The organism is Pseudomonas sp. 5Ae-yellow (assembly GCF_014077575.1).
GTDB classification, from domain to species: Bacteria; Pseudomonadota; Gammaproteobacteria; order Pseudomonadales; family Pseudomonadaceae; genus Halopseudomonas; species Halopseudomonas neustonica.
Genome location: NZ_JACGWE010000001.1, coordinates 400,666 through 418,651, shown reverse-complemented (window position 1 = coordinate 418,651; position 17,986 = coordinate 400,666). Strand labels below are relative to the sequence as shown.

Sequence of the window (17,986 nt, the reverse complement as noted above, 5' to 3'; positions counted from 1 at the left end):
CTGCTTGGAGCAAGAGTAGCCTGGCAGCCTGCCAGGCTACTGGTAATGAAAATGCGGGGGGTAGTTCGGGGTTAGAGCTTCATATCAACAGACACAAAGCCGGACCGCCCCGGTGCTGGCGAGAACATGGGCTGATCGTCGCCACCCCAGAAGAAGTTGTCGTACCACACGTATTCGTACTCGCGATCGGTCAGGTTCTTGAGCTGTAAGCCAAGGCTCAGCGTATCGGTAAGCTGGTACTTAGTGCTTGCGTCCAGCACCGCAAAGCCACCGTACTTGCCTTGCTCGTTGCGTTCGTCAATGTAGTAGTCGCCCTGTGCCCTGGCTTGCATACCAAACTGCCAGCGGTCATTAAACTGATAGTCGGGTCCCAGGTTGCTTATGTAGCAGGGAGTGGAGAAGACCTCTTTGCCCGCCAGTGAATCTCCCCCCGCAGTGTAGGCACTGACTACTTTCGCTTCCTGCATCGCGTGTGAAGCCCAGACCGTTAACTGGTCGGTCAAGCGGCTGTTGATCTGCAGGTCAAGGCCGCGTCTGCGGGTTTCACCTAACCCAACGGTGGTACCGGTACTGGGCATGTTGGCGACTTCGTCAGTTGCATCTTGCTGCCAAACCGCAACCCGTACATCGGTATTGGCTGCCGGACTGAACTTGATGCCCAGCTCCTTACCGGTGTTGATGGACGGCTTGAAGCGGGTTTGTCCTGCCGTCATATAGGCTGGGGCAGTTGAGCCGGTCAGGACCTGGAAGGTACGGCCCCAATTGGCGTATACGCTGACATCATCGCTGATGCTGTAGATGACGCTGAGCTTTGGTTGCTGGATCCAGCCATAGTCTTGCAACGAAGCATTTACGTTGTTGGGCAGATGTGTACTGCCGGAAAACCGGTCTACGCGCCAGGCCGGGATGATTTTCAATGAGTCGAATGGCTCAATGATCGCCTGTGCGTAGCCACCAAGGTTATGCAGCGTGTAGCTATCATCGTTTTGGGTGCGTGCAGGTGCTGCATCGAAATCAGTCGGTAGGCTAAAGTTATAACGATAACGACGATATTCGTTGTCCTGGTGCTCATAGTTTATCCCGCCTTCCAGTGCGATCACGTCGTTGGCGCGCCACGTCAGGGTGCTTAATACACCTGTCTGCTTTTCATTCCATTGCCGACGCTGGCGTGGGGCATTCCCGAGAGGGTAGTCGGTGAAGGTGATGGTTCGGTCGTCATCGTAGCTATTAAAGTACAGCTTGTTACTCAAGCTGAGGTCGTCGTTCAGCTGCCAGGTGATATCAGCGCTCAGCTGTTTCATATCACGGTCATCACCATCATTGGCGTTCTTGTCCGGCGATTGAGTTCTGCTGGCATGCAATTGTTGCGCGGTCAGAAAGCCTGACTCCTGCGCCTGGTGATGATAGAGGCGAGCGCTCAGCCCGGCAGTAAAGGTATCGGTATCATCGGTATAAAACCACTTGCCACCCAGTGAGTATTTGTTTGATTCACTATGATCGCGAAAGCCGTCGCTATCCTGTTTCGCCAGAAAGTAATTCTGAGCAAAGTTACCGTCCCCATGGCCCAGCGCCAACTGGAACTCACGAGTATTGAAGCTGCCGTAGGTGACCCTGCCGTCGGTATAGTTGCCGCCCTGACGCGTGACGAAGTTGATGTTGCCGCCGATATTATGCAGCCCGTAGCGCGGATCATTGGTGCCGCGGACGACTTCAATCAGGTCGATATCCAGCGGGAAAACCATATCGATAAAGCGCTGATTGCCGCTGTTTACGTTACTGGGGATGCCATCAATCAGTACCTTGATGCCATTGATATAGCCCTCGCCGTTGAATGCGCGAAACGTAGCCTTGCCTGACTCCGCGCCCTGCCCCGTCTCCGTGAGTTGAATACCGGGCATCTGTCCCAGCAGCTCCCAGCTGTTGCTCACATTCTTATCTTCGACCTGTTCTGCGCCCATGATGTCGACTGACGTCATGATGCTGTCGGTACGCAGGGGGCCGCTGGATTTTGCTGTGACATAAAGCCCTCCGAGCGTAATCGTCGAGTCGGCAGATTGAGCCTTCACCGTTGCAGTGCTTAAGAGCGCGGTGATCACAGCGAGCGAGGTAGATACTACTTTCATGCTTTTTCCTATTCTGGTCGTTTTAAATCGCGCCAATCTTACATGTATTGCGTTGTTATATCATAACGTTTTGAGTCGCGATTTTATTAGCCAAAAGTGCTTGGCTGATCTGAGCAGGAGTGGATGATTGGCACTTTTTTTGATCCAAGAGGCGCAAGGCTGGCTGGCTGGGCAGCAACGGGATCTATTACCAATAGAGGAATACGGGAAATCCAAGAGTCTTTTTGGTAGGGCGGGGCGTCGATTATCGCTGTGGGTAAGTTCGTCGGGCCTTGTCGGTGGCCCAGGTTATTGGGTGGTGGTGCGGTGGCAAGCGCGCAGCCCACTTAGGCTGGCGCTTGCCTGGTCAGCTATCTTAGGTGCTTAAAACAGTAAGCATCCAGGCATATAGCTCGATACCTACTAGTACGTTGAATGGGAATGTAATGCCGAGCGAAGCCAGCATGACCAGTCCGATATCCGCGTCGGCTATCGCGTGGCGTACTGCGACCGGCGCTGCGATATAGGATGCGCTAGCAGTCAGCGTGGCCAGGACGACAGTGGTGCCTGGCGCCAGTCCCAACGCCATACCGGTTAGCAAGCCCGGTAGCGCCAGCACGGTGGGCATACACAGGGCGAAGGCAATGACGCGCCAATGACGCAGCTGAACCTTGCGCAGGGTTTCAGCTGCCACCAGTCCCATTTCAAGCAAGAAGAGTGCGAGGATCAACGCGAAGGCACTGGTCAGTGTTCCGGTCACCTGGCTGCCGTTGTCCTTACCGTAGAGCAGGCCGATCACCACGCCACCCACCAGCAGTATCACGCTGCGGTTGGTGAGCGTTTCTTGCCATAGCGGCGTAGTTTTGGCCGCGTCTGCTTGCCCAGCCGATGGGCTGAAACGTCGGTAGAGCCATAAACCGGTAATGATGGCTGGCAACTCCAATAGCACCAGGTAAAGCGTGACCTGGCCACTGGTTGCCAGACCGCGCGACTCGGTCCAGGCCAATGCCACGGCGAAGGTCCCGGCACTGACCGAACCATAGTGCGCACAAAAACTGGCCGCGTCGGCGATCTTGAGTTTAACCAGGTAGCGCAGCATGGGATAAAGCAGCAGCGGAATCAGGAAGCCGAGTGCGGTGACTGCCAGCACCTCCGACAATAAAGACCAGTGCAACTTGCCGTACAGTGCCATACCGCCTTTCAGGCCAATGGTGAGCATCAGCAACAAGGACAGAATGTCATAGACGGCCTTGGGAATGGCCAGGTCCGAGCGCAATGAGCCAGCGATCAGGCCAAGCAGGAAAAACATCACAATGATATCGGGCATGGGCCGCGTTCCAGTCGATGAAGTAAAGGTTAACGTACAGGCAAAAAAGAGCCCCTTAACGGGGCTCTGGTCAATACCTGGCTAGTCTCAAGCATGCTGCCTCTCAACAGTGCCAAAGACTAAAGGGTCAAAGGGTTTGCGGGTGCGGCTGGTGGTTGCTTCTGCAGGCGCTATCACTTCATAGACGTGGAATGCCTGCGGACCAAAAGGGTCCAGGGCCGTATCCACGTGGTTATAGCTGACCGGTACCGGATCGCCTGAGCTAACTACCATGAACTGGTGCTCGGTAACCGGCAGATCAATTCTCAGCGGTTCCTCGACCCAAAGATAAACCCGTTTCTGCGCAACCACATACTCGCAGCGTACGATCCGGTATCCATCGCGTAAAGCGAGAGTGCTGACCTGTTTGTCGCTTTCGAGCTGATACTGGTGAATGGTTTTCATGGCCTTTCTCCCTGCTGTTGAAGACAGTTGTATAGTCAGGCAATGATAGGTCGAAATAAACAGCGTTAAATCTGTTTTATAGTTCGGTTTTTTCGATGCTATCGTCAAGCTCTGCACGTTCCATCAGCAGTGCCTGGATGGCAATATTGTGTCCGGTTCGCGCCCGCGTAATGGCATATAGCGTCTCTCTGACTTGCTCAATCGAGCCGATGCACTCAACCTCGTATTGTCGACACACCTCATGCTGAATGACCGTGGGCGCGGCAAAGTAGCCGATGCCCTCGCGGCCGAACACTTTGATCAATGCGCTATCGTCGACTTCGGCGACGACCTTGACCTGGATGCGTTGCGCCGCGAACCAGTTCATCAGCTCGTTGATGTAAGGTGCATTCAGAGACGTGGTTAAAAACGGCTGATGATCCAGGCTGGCAGGAAAGCCCGGCTTGAGCTTGCTCGCTAGCGTCGGGGCCGCAAATAGTGAGATAGATGAGCTTGCCAGTCGGTGCGCTCGGAACTGGCCTGCATCCTTGAAATCCGGTTGCCGGTCGGTCAAGAGTACATCCAAGTCGCGCTGGCCAAGCGCTTTGAGAAGCTGATTGGTTTCCCCGGTCTGACAGCGCAGGTGGACTTCCCTTGATAGTGCTAACGCTGGAGCGGTGAGATGGTAGGCAATGAGTTTGTGAATAGAGGCGGCGACACCTACCGACAAGTTGAGTGGACGCTCCTCGGGCGGCTGCTGAATGACTTCGTCCAGGGCCTGTGCCGTCTGAAAGATGTCGTCGGCGTAGGCAAACACTGTCTGGCCGAATTCGGTCAGTTGCAGAGAGCGATTAGTACGCCTGAACAGCGCATTGCCCAAGTCCGCCTCAAGCGTTGCCAGTTGTCCGCTCAAGGTTTGCGGTGAAAGGTTCATGCTCTCTGCCGCTCGCACGATCGAACCGCTACGCGCGATCATCCAGAAATACTGGAGATGGCGAAGATTAAGGCGGTTCATGTCTTGGCTCCACTTGCGCTAGTGCCGGTATTCATAAGGCTACCTTGATCGGCCATTCGAGAGGGTGACGCGCGCTGATCCGCAGGATCCACAATATCCGTATCCTAGCGCTTTTGTGCGCAACCCTCATCGTTTTGCCGGTTAGCCTCTTGCACGCTAGCGAAAATCGAAAAGCTCGCTGTGCAGGTTTTGCTGTGGAATCTGGTGACTAATCATTAGCTGGCGTACCTTGACCAATAACCCCTGGGGGCCACAGAAGCTGACATGAACCTTGTGCGGTTCGGTGTTTGCCACTGCTTGACCTAATACCTCGGCTATCGACTCCATACCACTGGGGTTGCTGACAAAGTGAGCGCCACGCAATGTGGCCATAGCTTGCAGTTGGTCCGCCGGAGGAAAGGCGCGTCCGGGATTAAAACAATAGACCAGCGTTGCTTTCTCGAAGTCTTTGACGTCCGTGTCCTGCAGCCAGGAAATAAAAGGCGAAATGCCCACGCCAGCACCGATCCAGATTTCGCGCTCGGCCTTGGCCTGTCGCTTAAAGCGTCCGTATGGCGCATACAGGTCAGCATGCATACCTACTTTGGCGCTCGCGCAGAGTTTTTTGGTGTAATCCCCCAGCCCTCTGATCACAAATTCGACCTGTCCGTTTGCAGCGTTCGCACTGGCGATGGTGAAGGGATGGGGTTCACGCAAGCCTTTTTGCTGCATCGCAATAAAAGCAAATTGGCCGGCTTTGAAGTCGAATTTTTTGTTTATCGGTTCCAGAGTTAAATGCAGGGCACCTTTGTCCGTAGAAACGGCGATCACCCGGTACTCGCCAGCGCGCGCAACGAAGGGGTAAAGCACTAGCTTGTATAGGGCTGCCAATACGCCTGCACTGCACAAAAGCGTTAACCAGATGCCTGAGGGGCTGGCGAGGGTGATGGGTGATTTGAAGCTTAGCCAGTGCAGAATCACTATCAGGAATAGCGGCCCGGAAAGCTTGTGCCACCAGCGCCACTGGCTGTAAGGGATTTTGCGATTCAACGCCAGCAGAACGATCAGACCCAGTGCGACATAGCTCAGCTGGCGTACCAAACGGGTCCAGTATTTGGGCAGCTCCAGGATAGGTACGCTGTTCCACACATCCAGGTTGGCTTTGAATACGAAGTGATACGTGGCAAAAATAAGCGCCCAAACGCCCAGCCATTTGTGCGTTTCATAGACACGGTCAAGACCGCTAAAAACGTTCTCAACCGCTCGCCAGCGGCTGGCAAGCAAGCATGATACCGCCATGTAGGCCAGTGCCGCTGCGCCGAGGATCATGCTCAGAGTGGCTGAGGTAAGCCAGGTATCGCTGGGTATTTCAAGCAGCAAAGTGAGTGTGGTGATCAGCAGTATGCCCACGATGCAGTGCCAGGTTTTCAAGGTAGGATCTCCAGTCGAAATCTAGTCGGGGGAATTGGAAGGCGGTCTATAACCCGCATTCCAGAGCGGTCGGCATTCCATCAGTAACGGCCTGCAGAGTTGTTGACTCAGGTCATATCCCGGCTGGTGGTATAGGAAGATTTGGGGGGGAGGTGATCAAACCGCTAGTGAGTTTGCTGAATGCGTTGGTCCCATGGTGGGACTCTCGGTTCATCCGGATATCAGGGCTAGTTGCTGCCTGTTAAGCCGTGGCGCAGCGCTATCGTGTCGTAAACACCATTATCGCGCAGTGTTTTCAGGGCTGTATTGAATCTCTCGAGTAATTGCGGAGCCTCCGGGTAATTAAGAGATGTCATCAGATAGTTGTAACCCACATTCAAGGGGGTATCCAGAACATAAAAGTTTGCATGGTCCTCTGGGGGGAAGGTCTTGCGTATGATATTCCAGCCGACCGACTCCACTGCCGGTACCAGTTCGACCCGCCCTGCACGCAGCTTCCTGAAACTCAACTCTTCACTGTTGGTTAGCTCCAATCTGAGCCCGGCTCGAGCGAACCTGTCCAGATAGTAGTAGCCGCGTACGCCACCTATCCTGTGCGGACTAAGCTCGTTCAAGTGACAGAACGTCATAGGTACCCGTGGCTCATCGTCGCTGTAGTGAAACAGCACGGTGCGCTTGGTGTACAGAGGTTCTGAGAATAGAAATTTTTTATTACGTTCAGGTGTGGGCACGTAGGGCATGGTAGCCCACGCCTTTAGCGTATCGACGGCTAGCTCACAGCGTGGCCAAGGCATAAAACGGAACTCGAATACTACGTCCATCTCCTTCGCTACTTCCGGCAGCAGCTCGGTAAGAAAGCTTTCACGAGGCTCAGCACTGACGAAGGGGGGCAGCTCGCTGGTAGCTATAACCAGAACCTGCGGTGCCCCCAGAGCCAAAGCGCTGTTAACTAGTGCAAGGCATAAGGCAATGACAGCGCTCGAACAGGTACGCCCAATGCTTGAGGCTGTTGTATGAACGGTGGTTCTGATCTGTTTGATCATTAACCTTCCTGTTCCGGAAAAGTGTGCAAGGCCTTCTTCTGGCACAAGCTGCTGCTCAGAATTCACGTTGTCGAGAGAGGTATACCTTCAGCTGCTTTGTGTGTTCATCGTTATAGTAAAGCAGATACTTTTAGTAGATGCCGGGCGGCACAGGCCATTCGCCAACCAAGAGAATGGACGTGTTTTGTTAACCGCTAACGTAGCCCATTGGCCGCAATGACAGTGCCAGTTAAAAAGCCAGTTCAGGTTCCACGCAACCTCAAGCGATGCGCCGCCAGTCTGGTTGCTTATCCTTGATGAAGTACTGCAAACCACAGGAGTCTTAAGTTGTCCTTAAGTCAGTGCTTTTAGGCGTTCAGCTTGACTTAAGGCTTTGCGGTTAGTTTGAGCCATCCAAACTGGAGGCTCAGCATGAAAAAGATGACTTGTACGCTCGCGTTAGCGGGATTGGCGGCATTGCCAGCGCTGGCGCAGGCCCGCGAAATTACCTTGCAAACCACCCTTAAAGACTATCGAGGCAATGACGCCTATCTGGCTATCTATGTCACCGACGCGCAGGGTAACTACCAGCGCACACTCTGGGTGTCTGGCCGTAAGGCCAAGTATTACAAACACCTGCGTGACTGGGTTCGTGGCGGTAGTAACGCCGCTGAGTTCGATGGGTTGACCGGTGCAAGCGTTGGCAGTGGCGAGACACTGCAAGTGTCTGTCGAGCTGTCGGATACGTTGATTGATGCAGGTTATGAAATCCGCATCGATAGTGCCGTTGAAGATAAGCGCGACAATCGTGCCGAGATCCAAGTGCCGCTTACCGGGCAGGCGACGGATGTGGTCGGCAGCTCGCAGGGCTATGTCGACAGTTTCAGCTATCAGTTTTGACCAGGAGGCCACGCATGCTGCAACGCACCCATGTTGTACTCAGCCTGGTCCTTGGTGCCCTGCTTATGGTCTCGGCAGCTACTGGCCTGGTGCTATCTACTGGAACTCTTTATGAGCACTTCCAGGTTGCGCCATCTGCCGGTCAGAACGTGGCAGAGGTTGTCGAGCGAATTGCCGGGCAGGTGCAGGGCATTGAGCGCATAGAGCGTGCGCCTAGCGGCGAGCTGCGCGTCATATTCAGCAATGCAACCGAAAGCGATACGGTGATCGCTGATCCTGTTACCGGCTTGGTTATGGGCCCCTACCAGCCTTCCGTCTTTTTGTCGTGGGTGCGAAATCTGCACCGTGAGTTGTTACTTGGTGAGCCGGGCCGCTGGCTGAGTGGCATGGCTGCGCTGGCATTGCTGATACTGGTGGTCACAGGGTGCTGGTTGCTGGCGCGTCGCCTGGGTGGCTGGCGGCAACTGCTGCGACCCGTACCTGATAGGGGCGGTCTGCTTTACTGGCATCTGGTCTTGTCACGCTGGACGCTGCCGGTACTGGCGATTTTGGCGGTGAGCGGGCTTTATCTTGCAGCAATTAGCGTGGGTATGGTCGACGATGGGCAGGATGTTGCGCCTGTCTATCCAGCCGCTGGCTATTCTGCTCCCGCTGCCGAAATCGGCAGCCTGCCTGCACTGCGCAATCTGGATCTGCAGGATCTACGCGAACTGGAATTCCCCTTTGATCCCCTGCAAGCCAATTTTTATACGCTACGCACCGCATCGGGCGACGGCTTTGTGGACGCGAGTACCGGCCAGTGGATCAGCTATCAGGAGCATGGCTTTACGAAACGGCTGTACGAGAATCTGTATGAGCTGCACACCGGCGCGCACTCGCCGATCTGGACCTTTTTTCTTGCTGGCGCCAGTCTGTGCCTGCTGTTGCTCAGCGGTTTCGGGCTGCTCTCCTGGTGGCATCGCAAGCGCATGGCCCGCGTGCTATCGGATAACGCCCCTGCCGATCAGGCACAAGTGATTCTCTTGGTCGGTAGTCAGGGTGGTACAACCTGGCGTTATGCGCGTCAGCTTCACCAGCAGTTATCGAGCAACGGGCTGGCTGTACATTGTGCCAACATGAATCAGCTGCAACCGCATTATCCCGGTGCCAAGCAGCTGCTGGTGCTTACCTCTACTTACGGTGATGGTCAGGCGCCGGAGTCTGCCAGTGCGTTCCTGGGTCGTCTGTCGCTTAGCAAGCTAGGGCCGGAGCTACAGGTTGCAGTGGTCGGTTTTGGTAATTCCCAGTTTGAACATTTCTGCGGCTACGCACAGGAAGTTGAACATCAGCTGCAGCAACGTGGCTTGAGGCCGCTGCTGCCTCTGCACTGTATTGATCGCAACGCATTGAGTGAGCTTAACCAGTGGGCGAGGGCGCTTGGTGAAAAATTACGTGTGGATCTGCACTTCACTGAGCAGACGCCGCCTGAAACCGGGCAACAACTGGAGCTGCTGAGTCGAGAGCTGTTCGGTGAGGATAGCGAGTCGCCAGCCGCTATCTTGCGCTTCGGTGTTAAGCCGTTGCGGCGATCATACGGGTTGTTCTTGGTCCGCAATCCGGCTAGCCGCTATGCCCCAGGCGACCTGTTGTCTATCCGCCCGGGTAGCGATCTGGCGCCCCGACTCTACTCGATTGCCAGCAGTGATGAAGATGGCGTACTGGAAGTCTGTGTACGCAAGCATCCCGCTGGGCTGTGCTCGCCGATGTTGCATGGGTTGCAGGTAGGCGACTGCATCGAAGGCGTTATTCAGCCGCACCCCGAGTTTCGCCCGTCAGCTGGCCGGCATCCGGTCATTTTGGTTGGCGCGGGTACCGGGCTGGCACCCTTGATTGGGTTTGTTCGCAAAAATACCCATCAACGCCCGCTTTATCTCTACTGGGGTGGGCGCAATGCCCAGTCGGACTTTCTCTATCAGGCACAGTTGAATGAGTACCTGGCTGACGGGCGACTGACGCAGCTAGGCCTGGCGTTTTCACAAGCGGCCCAGCCAATGTATGTACAGGATCGTTTGCAGCAGGATGCTGGGGAGCTTGTGCTGCTATTGAAGCAGGGCGCGCAGGTGCTGGTATGTGGCTCTCGAGAGATGGCGGAGGGGGTGCGGCTGGCGCTCAAGCCGATGTTGCAGCAGCTTGGCCTGAGTATTGAACAACTTCGACTGCAGGGGCGCTATCGTGAAGACGTTTACTGAGCATGACTCTCTGCAGCGCTATAGCCTCGCTGGTTCAACCATGGGCACCCGCTACACGGCAGTGCTGTATGCGGCCAGTGGATTTGATTCGAGTGCCGTGACGACTGACCTGCAACAGGCGGTAGATAAGGTCGATCAGCAAATGTCGACATGGAAGCCTGATTCCGAGCTGATGCGACTTAATGGGGCGGACTGCGGCCAGTGGCTTGCTGTTTCTGATGAGTTGATCTGGGTGCTGAGCAGTGCCCTGCTTATAAGCAAAGAGTCCGAAGGCGCTTTTGAGATAGGCGTAGGTGCGTTGGTCAGTGCCTGCGGCTTTGGCCCGCAAGCTCCATCATTAAACTTGCCAGGCCGGCAGGCTGGCGCGGGCGACGTTCTGGAAATAGATCCCGACAATAGCCGTGTACGTAAGCATGCACCTATTACTCTGGACCTTAACGGTATCGCCAAAGGTTTCGCCGTGGATCAGTTGGCGCGTTGTCTGGATCGTCATGCTATTGAGTCCTACCTGGTCGGCATCGATGGCGAGATGCGTGCCAGCGGAGTAAAGGCCGATAGCCGGGACTGGTGTGTAGCATTGGAAAAGCCCATCAAGGGGCGTCGCGAGGTGCTTGGCTCCCTCGAGCTGAGCAATACATCGATCGCCACTTCCGGGGATTACCGGCACTGGCGTGAGCGTGATGGCGTGGTCTTTTCGCACACGATGGATCCTAAAACTGGCGCACCTCTGGCTTCTGATCTTGCCTCTGTCTCCGTCCTTTGCACCAGCTGCATGTATGCCGACGCATGGGCCACCGCATTGCTGGTGCAGGGGCTGGAGCGCGGTAGGCTGATGGCTAAAGCGCAGGGCTTGAGTGCTATTTTTGTAGTGCGTGACGGCGCTGAGCTGCGTGAGGTAACGGTTGGTCTTTAAGGCGAGTAGGACGTGAGGGTGTGCGGGTCGAGATGGCAATCCGTTGGAGGGGGCTGATAACGATAGCTCCAGCATCAACACTTGAAGCGCACAGCAAAGAAATGGTGGGCCCAGTAGGACTTGAACCTACGACCAAGCGATTATGAGTCGCCTGCTCTGACCAACTGAGCTATAGGCCCACGTGCTTATAGCAGGGCGGAATTATACGGGCTGAGATGGCCTCTGACTAGGCATGCGTTGCAGGAAGCTGGAGGAAAATGCATCGGCTGGCAATGAAGGGCTAGTCTAATACCCTTGCCTGGTAAACCTTAGCCCTGCGTTAACGGCTTTAGCCGGCCGGTTGTTGCAACTTCTTCAGCGGTGACGCTCATGCCAAGATGACAGGCCAGCCAGGCAAGGGGCTGGCTGATCTCTGTGTCATGCGATTGGTCGGTGGCCAGATACAAAAATGCCCAGCATAGCTGGGCATTGGTTTGCTGCGGTTTACTGAGCTTACTCGTCGAGGAAGCTGCGCAAGTGATCGCTGCGCGTAGGATGGCGAAGTTTGCGCAGTGCTTTGGCTTCGATCTGACGAATCCGTTCACGGGTGACGTCGAACTGCTTGCCGACTTCTTCCAGGGTGTGATCGGTGTTCATGTCGATACCAAAACGCATGCGCAGTACCTTGGCCTCGCGTGCAGTCAACCCGCCCAATACATCGCGAGTGGCCTCTTTGAGGTTCTCCACGGTGGCCGAGTCGATTGGCGATTCCATGGTGCCGTCTTCGATGAAGTCGCCCAGATGGGAGTCTTCGTCGTCGCCGATTGGAGTTTCCATCGAGATGGGCTCCTTGGCGATTTTCAGCACTTTACGAATCTTGTCTTCCGGCATTTCCATGCGCTCGCCCAGCTCTTCAGGTGTGGGTTCACGACCCATTTCCTGCAGCATCTGACGAGAGATACGGTTCAGCTTGTTGATCGTTTCGATCATGTGTACCGGAATACGAATGGTACGAGCCTGGTCCGCAATGGAGCGCGTGATTGCCTGACGAATCCACCAGGTGGCATAAGTCGAGAACTTATAGCCGCGGCGGTATTCGAACTTGTCTACTGCCTTCATCAGACCGATGTTGCCTTCCTGGATCAGATCAAGGAATTGCAAGCCACGGTTGGTGTACTTCTTGGCAATAGAGATAACCAGACGCAAGTTGGCCTCGACCATCTCTTTCTTGGCGCGACGAGCACGGGCTTCACCAATCGACATGCGACGGTTAATGTCCTTGACCTCGGATACAGTCAGCTCAGCTTCCTGTTCCAGTATGGTCAGCTTCTTCTGCGCACGAAGGATGTCGGGTTTAACCGCTTCCAGTGCTTCGGCGTAGCGTGGTTTTCCGGCCAGCAGTTCGTCAACCCAGCCATCGTTGACTTCGTTGCCCGGGAAGCTGCGCAGGAACTCGTTACGCGGCATACGTGCATCACGTACGCACAATTGCATGATCGCGCGCTCTTGCTTGCGGATCTGATCCTGCGCACTGCGGACACGCACAACCAAGGCTTCATACTGCTTGGGTATCAGTTTGATCGGCATGAAGAGCAACGCCAACGCATCCAGCTCGGCAATAACTTTGCTGCTGTTGCGTGGGTTCTTCTTCAGGACCTTTTTGACTTTCTCGAGCTGATCACCGATCGCGGTGAAGCGCATGCGAGCGATCTCTGGATCCGGGCCGCCATCGCCTTCGTCATCCGAGCTGTCGTCGTCATCGCTGTCGTCGTCATCATCATCGCTGTCGTCGTCGGACTTTTTCTTGTCGTCCTTCGAGGCCGCGCTGGGAATTTGAGCGTTGTCGGTGCCAGACAGGCCGTCATCGTCAGGGTCTATATAACCACTGAAGATGTCAGACAGACGTCCGCCTTCCTCGGTGACGCGAGCGTAGTCGGCAAGAATGCTCTCGACTGTCCCCGGGAACATAGAGATGGCCGCCATGACTTCGCGGATGCCTTCCTCGATGCGCTTGGCGATTTCAATCTCGCCTTCACGGGTCAGCAGCTCGACCGTACCCATTTCACGCATGTACATGCGCACGGGGTCGGTGGTGCGACCGATATCCGTCTCAACCGCGGCTAATGCAGCAGCAGCCTCTTCGGCGGCAGATTCATCGGCATCGTTGTCGGCGAGCAACAGAGCATCAGCATCCGGTGCAACCTCGAACACGGTGATGCCCATGTCGTTGATCATGCGGATGATGTCTTCTACCTGTTCCGGATCGGAGATATCCTCGGGCAGGTGGTCGTTGACTTCCGCATAGGTCAGATAGCCCTGCTCGCGACCGCGGGCAATGAGCTCTTTGAGACGGGATTGCTGTTGCGCTTTTCCGGACATAACAACCCTTGTGGACGCATTGGTGTGCAAAAAAGTAAGCTGCGGATTATACCCTGAATTTAGGGCTCCGCGCCAGTTGAGGCGGCGTTAGCTGTCGGTTTTTGGTGCGCGTTGGCGTCCAAAAAGATCGAGCAGTTGCTGCTTCTCCTCGGCGCTAAGCGGCTGGTTAGCCGACTTTGCCAGGAGTTTGTCGATGTGCCGTTCGGTTTGTTCGGCGGATAATCTATTTATAGTGTCGAAAAACTGTTGTTCAAGGTTGTGATCAGGATTATTCAGCAACCATTCCTGTTCAGCCAAGTGACTCAGTTGCTCGCCAAGCGCCGTACCATGCCACCTGGCGAGCAATTCTATGGTGCTTAATCCTGGGTTTTTTTGTGCTGCATCCAGCAGTGCTACCAATAGTCTTGCCTCATCCTTGTCTTCGTCAGCCAGTTCATTGGCCTGCTGCGCCATGCCTGCCAGGTGCGGGTGGTGCAACAGGGTGCGAGTAGCTTGCAGTAGCGGGCTATCTACGCCTTTCTTTCCGCTGCGCTGAGGCTTTCGCGGGGCGGGTCGCTCGTTGCGCTCGCTCGGTTCATAGCTCGGCGCATAGTCATCCATCGGCGGTTGCCAGTCGTCGTCCCAGTTGGGCGGCGCATCCTGTTGCTCTGGCGCTGCGATGGTAGCCGGTTCGCTAAGGCTGGCTACTGGCTGCTTAGCTTCGGTCTCGACGCGGTTCAGGTCCATGCCGGTAATCTGGGCCAGCGACTGGCGCAGTAGGCGACGCAGCAGACTGCCGGGTACTTTATCGATCAATGGTAGTGCCAGTGCCGCCAGATGCGCTTTGCCTTCGAGGCTGACAGGGTTGGCCTCTATGCTCAAATGCCGAAACAGGTACTCGGTGAGCGGTTCTGCCTGCTCGTTGACGCGCTGCTGAAACGCTTGCTGGCCTTCTTCGCGCACCATGCTATCCGGATCTTGTCCGTCAGGCAGAAACAAAAAACGCACGTGCCTGCCGTCTTCCAGCACGGGTAGGGCAGAGTTCAGTGCCCGCCAAGCAGCCTGTTTGCCTGCCTTGTCGCCGTCAAAGCAGAAGGTCACGCTATGCACCAGACGGAACAGGCGCTTCAAGTGATCTTCGCTGGTCGCGGTGCCAAGTGTCGCTACGGCGTTGGTGACGCCGTGCTGAGCCAGGGCAATCACGTCCATGTAACCTTCGACCACAATAACGTCGTCTAGTTGCCGGTTCTGCTGCTTCGCCTCGTATAGGCCATAGAGTTCTTGGCCCTTGTGGAAGACTGGCGTCTCCGGCGAGTTCAGGTATTTGGGTTTGTCGTCACCCAGAACCCGGCCACCAAAGCCAATCACGCGGCCCCGGCTGTCACGAATGGGGAACATGATGCGATCACGAAAGCGGTCGTAACGTTTTCCGCTGTCTTCGTTCTCAACCACCAGGCCCGCTTCGATCAGCGCCTTCTGCTCTGAGGTGTCGCGACTAAGGTGCGACATCAGGTTATCCCAGCCGGGCGGCGCCAAGCCTAGATCGTAGGTTTTGGCGATATGTCCGGTGAGTCCGCGCTGCTTGAGGTAGCTGACTGCACGTTGTTTCTTTGGGTGGTGGCGCAATTGCTGACGATAGTAGGCTGCCGCTTGCTCAAGCAGTGCATATAACGGGCTGTCTTTGCGCGGTGTGTTTTGTTGCTTGCGGTCGCTGCGCTCTTCGCGGGGTACGGCGACGCCAGCCTGTTTGGCCAGGTCTTCGACTGCCTCGGGAAAGTCCAGCCGCTCAAAGTCCATGACAAAACTAAGCGCATTGCCGCCCGCGCCGCAGCCGAAGCAATAATAGAATTGCTTGTCCGGACTGACGCTGAAGGACGGTGATTTTTCGTTATGAAAAGGGCACAGTGCCGAGTAGTTCTTGCCGGTTTTCTTGAGTTTCAGGCGCGCACCAACCACCTCGACGATATCGGTCCGTCCGAGAAGGTCATCGATAAAGCCCTGAGGAATAAGCCCGGCCATGTATCTGCCTTGCACCAGCAAAAGGAAACCGCGAGCGAACGGCTAGGCCGGACGCTTGATCGGTTTGGCGCACTATAATATCCGATAGGCACGGAGACGCAAAAATCCAGCCCGTTCCAAAAATTGGAAGGCCGGAAAAGTGCGTATATCAGATTTTTTCAGCTACTTATCAAGCCTTGTAAGGCAAGAACGGTTGGGCCTGCGATCAGGCCCTACAGAGCTGAAAGTCGGAACTCAGTACAGACGTTCGCGACGACGCTGTTCGCGTTGAATCTTTTTAGCGTGACGCTTAACAGCGGCAGCAGCCTTGCGCTTGCGCTCGGTAGTGGGCTTTTCATAAAACTCACGACGGCGCACTTCAGCCAGAACGCCTGCTTTTTCGCAGGAGCGTTTGAAACGACGCAGGGCCACGTCGAAGGGTTCATTCTCTTTAACTTTGACGTTAGGCATTTCGTACCTTTCTCAAACGTTGTAGTCGTAGCCGAAGGCGATATTGCCTACGGCGATTGCATTTCAAGGGACGCGGATGTTACCGCCTCCCTTTGGAAAATGCAAAGCCTATGACACCCATAAAGGCAAAAAACTGGCCTGTGGGCGCCGGGCTGATTATGATGCGCGACTTACTGGATTAATGCGAGCGAGTTCGCACTCAACCACACAAAGGCAAAGCATGCGTGTTCTGGGTATAGAAACCTCCTGTGATGAAACCGGCGTTGCGATATACGACAGCGAGCGAGGGCTGCTCGCGGATGCGCTCTTCAGTCAGATTGATCTGCACCGGGTATACGGTGGTGTAGTGCCGGAGCTGGCTTCGCGCGACCACGTCAAACGGTTGGTGCCGTTGATGCGTGAGGTGTTTGATCAGGCTGCTCTGCAGCCAGGCGAGGTCGATGGCGTGGTTTATACCGCTGGCCCGGGTCTGGTTGGGGCGCTATTAGTCGGTGGCGCCTGTGCGCGTGCACTGGCCTTTGCCTGGGGCGTGCCGGCGCTGGGCGTGCATCACATGGAAGGTCATCTGTTGGCCCCCATGCTGGAAGCGTCTCCTCCTGCGTTCCCTTTTGTCGCGCTGCTGGTGTCGGGTGGTCATACCCAACTGGTCCGGGTGGACGGCATTGGTGAGTATCAACTCTTGGGTGAATCGTTGGACGATGCCGCCGGTGAAGCCTTTGACAAGACCGCCAAGCTGATGGGGCTGCCTTACCCCGGTGGCCCCGAGATCGCTCGCCTGGCCGAAGAGGGCGAAGCCGGCGTCTTTGTTTTCCCGCGCCCCATGACGGACCGCCCCGGTCTGGATTTTAGTTTCAGTGGTTTGAAAACATCGGTGCTGAATGCCTGGCAGCGCTGCCAGCAGCAAGGGGAGGTCAGTCATCAGGTGCAGGCCGATCTGGCGCTGGGGTTTGAAACTGCTGTAGTGGAAACGCTGACCATCAAGTGTAAGCGCGCACTCAAGCAGACGGGGCTCAAGCGGCTGGTGATTGCTGGCGGTGTCAGTGCCAACCAGCGCCTGCGCGCTAACCTGGAAAAAATGACCGCTGGTCTGAAAGGCGAGGTGTTTTATGCACGTCCCGCCTTCTGCACGGACAATGGCGCCATGATTGCCTACGCTGGCTGTCAGCGGCTGATGGCTGGGCAGCACGACATATCTGGTATCGAGGCGCGCGCGCGCTGGCCGATGGATCAGTTGCCTGCGTTGGCGGTCAAGGCTTGAAGCGCGTTTCCTGGCCGTTGATCAGGCGGCCAATGTTGACCCGGTGGCGCAGCAGTATCAGGCTGACCATCAAGGCTACGGGTATCAGTAATTGTGGCGCTTGCCAGGCTAGCCAGGGGAGTAAAGACAGGCTGGCCAATAGTGAGGCGAGTGATGCCATGCGTTGCCAGTAAAAAGCCAATAACCAGACGAGCGCTGCCAGCAGTGCGGCAGGCCACGCCAGAATCAGCATAACGCCCGCGGCAGTGGCAACGCCCTTGCCACCTTGCAGGCGGTGAAAGATGGGGAGTACGTGGCCACAGACGGCGGCCAGGCCTACCCAGCCCTGGTACGCCAGAGATAGTTCGGCATGGCGGGCCAGCCAAACTGCCAGCAGGCCTTTGCCGAGATCGCCGATCAGAGTTGCCAGTGCCAGTGAGCGGTTGCCTAGGCGTAACATATTGCTGGCACCTGGATTGCCCGAGCCGAGTCGGCGTGGGTCTGGCAGGTGACGCAGACGGCTGATCAGCACGGCAAAGGAGACTGAGCCGAGTAGATAGGCAATGCAGGACCATAGCAGCAGGTTGGCGGGCATAGTGCTGA

Annotated in this window: 14 protein-coding genes and 1 tRNA gene; 4 read left to right on the top strand and 11 right to left on the bottom strand. The window is 55.9% G+C overall.

What is annotated here, in order from left to right:
- Window positions 1–71: 71 nt before the first annotated feature.
- The 6 genes from H4J77_RS01960 to H4J77_RS01935 form a co-directional block, all read right to left on the bottom strand.
- Window positions 72–2,123, bottom strand: a complete 2,052-nt coding sequence (locus H4J77_RS01960; protein ID WP_182246823.1) for a TonB-dependent receptor — start codon at window positions 2,121–2,123, stop codon at window positions 72–74.
- Window positions 2,124–2,478: 355 nt separating this feature from the next.
- On the bottom strand, window positions 2,479–3,429 hold the full coding sequence (locus H4J77_RS01955) for a sodium-dependent bicarbonate transport family permease (RefSeq protein ID WP_182246821.1): 951 nt from the start codon (window positions 3,427–3,429) through the stop codon (window positions 2,479–2,481).
- A gap of 87 nt (window positions 3,430–3,516) precedes the next feature.
- The gene (locus tag H4J77_RS01950) at window positions 3,517–3,873 is read right to left on the bottom strand and encodes a hypothetical protein (protein ID WP_177412344.1); all 357 of its coding nucleotides are present in this window, start codon (window positions 3,871–3,873) and stop codon (window positions 3,517–3,519) included.
- A gap of 76 nt (window positions 3,874–3,949) precedes the next feature.
- Window positions 3,950–4,867 (bottom strand): LysR substrate-binding domain-containing protein, encoded by a 918-nt coding sequence (locus tag H4J77_RS01945; protein WP_123890265.1) that lies wholly within the window; start codon window positions 4,865–4,867, stop codon window positions 3,950–3,952.
- 156 nt (window positions 4,868–5,023) lie between these two features.
- A complete protein-coding gene (locus H4J77_RS01940) occupies window positions 5,024–6,277 on the bottom strand; it encodes a ferric reductase-like transmembrane domain-containing protein (RefSeq protein WP_123890263.1) in 1,254 nt (417 codons plus the stop codon).
- A 227-nt stretch (window positions 6,278–6,504) separates the two neighbouring features.
- On the bottom strand, window positions 6,505–7,320 hold the full coding sequence (locus H4J77_RS01935) for an ABC transporter substrate-binding protein (RefSeq protein ID WP_182246819.1): 816 nt from the start codon (window positions 7,318–7,320) through the stop codon (window positions 6,505–6,507).
- 411 nt (window positions 7,321–7,731) lie between these two features.
- Here H4J77_RS01935 and H4J77_RS01930 point away from each other — a divergent pair, with 411 nt between their 5' ends.
- The 3 genes from H4J77_RS01930 to H4J77_RS01920 are packed head-to-tail and all read left to right on the top strand — an operon-like array spanning window position 7,732 to window position 11,340.
- Complete coding sequence (locus H4J77_RS01930; protein WP_123891454.1) at window positions 7,732–8,199, top strand: DUF2271 domain-containing protein; 468 nt, start codon at window positions 7,732–7,734, stop codon at window positions 8,197–8,199.
- A 14-nt stretch (window positions 8,200–8,213) separates the two neighbouring features.
- Window positions 8,214–10,427, top strand: a complete 2,214-nt coding sequence (locus H4J77_RS01925) for a PepSY domain-containing protein (RefSeq protein ID WP_182246817.1) — start codon at window positions 8,214–8,216, stop codon at window positions 10,425–10,427.
- A complete protein-coding gene (locus H4J77_RS01920; RefSeq protein WP_123891456.1) occupies window positions 10,411–11,340 on the top strand; it encodes an FAD:protein FMN transferase in 930 nt (309 codons plus the stop codon). The genes H4J77_RS01925 and H4J77_RS01920 overlap by 17 nt, the downstream gene beginning before the upstream one ends.
- A gap of 102 nt (window positions 11,341–11,442) precedes the next feature.
- Here H4J77_RS01920 and H4J77_RS01915 read toward each other — a convergent pair.
- The 4 genes from H4J77_RS01915 to rpsU form a co-directional block, all read right to left on the bottom strand.
- Window positions 11,443–11,519: transfer RNA gene (locus H4J77_RS01915), tRNA-Ile, on the bottom strand.
- Between the two features lie 313 nt (window positions 11,520–11,832).
- Window positions 11,833–13,698, bottom strand: coding sequence for an RNA polymerase sigma factor RpoD (rpoD, locus tag H4J77_RS01910; RefSeq protein WP_123888274.1), 1,866 nt, complete (start codon window positions 13,696–13,698; stop codon window positions 11,833–11,835).
- Between the two features lie 87 nt (window positions 13,699–13,785).
- Window positions 13,786–15,696, bottom strand: a complete 1,911-nt coding sequence (dnaG, locus tag H4J77_RS01905) for a DNA primase (RefSeq protein WP_123888275.1) — start codon at window positions 15,694–15,696, stop codon at window positions 13,786–13,788.
- A 234-nt stretch (window positions 15,697–15,930) separates the two neighbouring features.
- Complete coding sequence (gene rpsU / locus H4J77_RS01900) at window positions 15,931–16,146, bottom strand: 30S ribosomal protein S21 (RefSeq protein WP_092286121.1); 216 nt, start codon at window positions 16,144–16,146, stop codon at window positions 15,931–15,933.
- A 220-nt stretch (window positions 16,147–16,366) separates the two neighbouring features.
- Here rpsU and tsaD point away from each other — a divergent pair, with 220 nt between their 5' ends.
- Window positions 16,367–17,404, top strand: a complete 1,038-nt coding sequence (gene tsaD, locus H4J77_RS01895) for a tRNA (adenosine(37)-N6)-threonylcarbamoyltransferase complex transferase subunit TsaD (RefSeq protein ID WP_123888276.1) — start codon at window positions 16,367–16,369, stop codon at window positions 17,402–17,404.
- Here tsaD and plsY read toward each other — a convergent pair.
- Window positions 17,394–17,978 (bottom strand): glycerol-3-phosphate 1-O-acyltransferase PlsY, encoded by a 585-nt coding sequence (gene plsY / locus H4J77_RS01890; RefSeq protein ID WP_123888504.1) that lies wholly within the window; start codon window positions 17,976–17,978, stop codon window positions 17,394–17,396. The two genes, tsaD and plsY, sit on opposite strands and share 11 nt — an antisense overlap.
- Window positions 17,979–17,986: the final 8 nt, after the last annotated feature.

What these genes read in the sequence shown, in the direction of transcription:
- H4J77_RS01960 (WP_182246823.1), bottom strand. Translation starts at nt 2,123, where the DNA reads ATGAAAGTAGTATCTACCTCGCTCGCTGTGATCACCGCGCTCTTAAGC.
- H4J77_RS01955 (WP_182246821.1), bottom strand. Translation starts at nt 3,429, where the DNA reads ATGCCCGATATCATTGTGATGTTTTTCCTGCTTGGCCTGATCGCTGGC.
- H4J77_RS01950 (WP_177412344.1), bottom strand. Translation starts at nt 3,873, where the DNA reads ATGAAAACCATTCACCAGTATCAGCTCGAAAGCGACAAACAGGTCAGC.
- H4J77_RS01945 (WP_123890265.1), bottom strand. Translation starts at nt 4,867, where the DNA reads ATGAACCGCCTTAATCTTCGCCATCTCCAGTATTTCTGGATGATCGCG.
- H4J77_RS01935 (WP_182246819.1), bottom strand. Translation starts at nt 7,320, where the DNA reads ATGATCAAACAGATCAGAACCACCGTTCATACAACAGCCTCAAGCATT.
- H4J77_RS01930 (WP_123891454.1), top strand. Translation starts at nt 7,732, where the DNA reads ATGAAAAAGATGACTTGTACGCTCGCGTTAGCGGGATTGGCGGCATTG.
- H4J77_RS01925 (WP_182246817.1), top strand. Translation starts at nt 8,214, where the DNA reads ATGCTGCAACGCACCCATGTTGTACTCAGCCTGGTCCTTGGTGCCCTG.
- rpoD (WP_123888274.1), bottom strand. Translation starts at nt 13,698, where the DNA reads ATGTCCGGAAAAGCGCAACAGCAATCCCGTCTCAAAGAGCTCATTGCC.
- dnaG (WP_123888275.1), bottom strand. Translation starts at nt 15,696, where the DNA reads ATGGCCGGGCTTATTCCTCAGGGCTTTATCGATGACCTTCTCGGACGG.
- rpsU (WP_092286121.1), bottom strand. Translation starts at nt 16,146, where the DNA reads ATGCCTAACGTCAAAGTTAAAGAGAATGAACCCTTCGACGTGGCCCTG.
- tsaD (WP_123888276.1), top strand. Translation starts at nt 16,367, where the DNA reads ATGCGTGTTCTGGGTATAGAAACCTCCTGTGATGAAACCGGCGTTGCG.
- plsY (WP_123888504.1), bottom strand. Translation starts at nt 17,978, where the DNA reads ATGCCCGCCAACCTGCTGCTATGGTCCTGCATTGCCTATCTACTCGGC.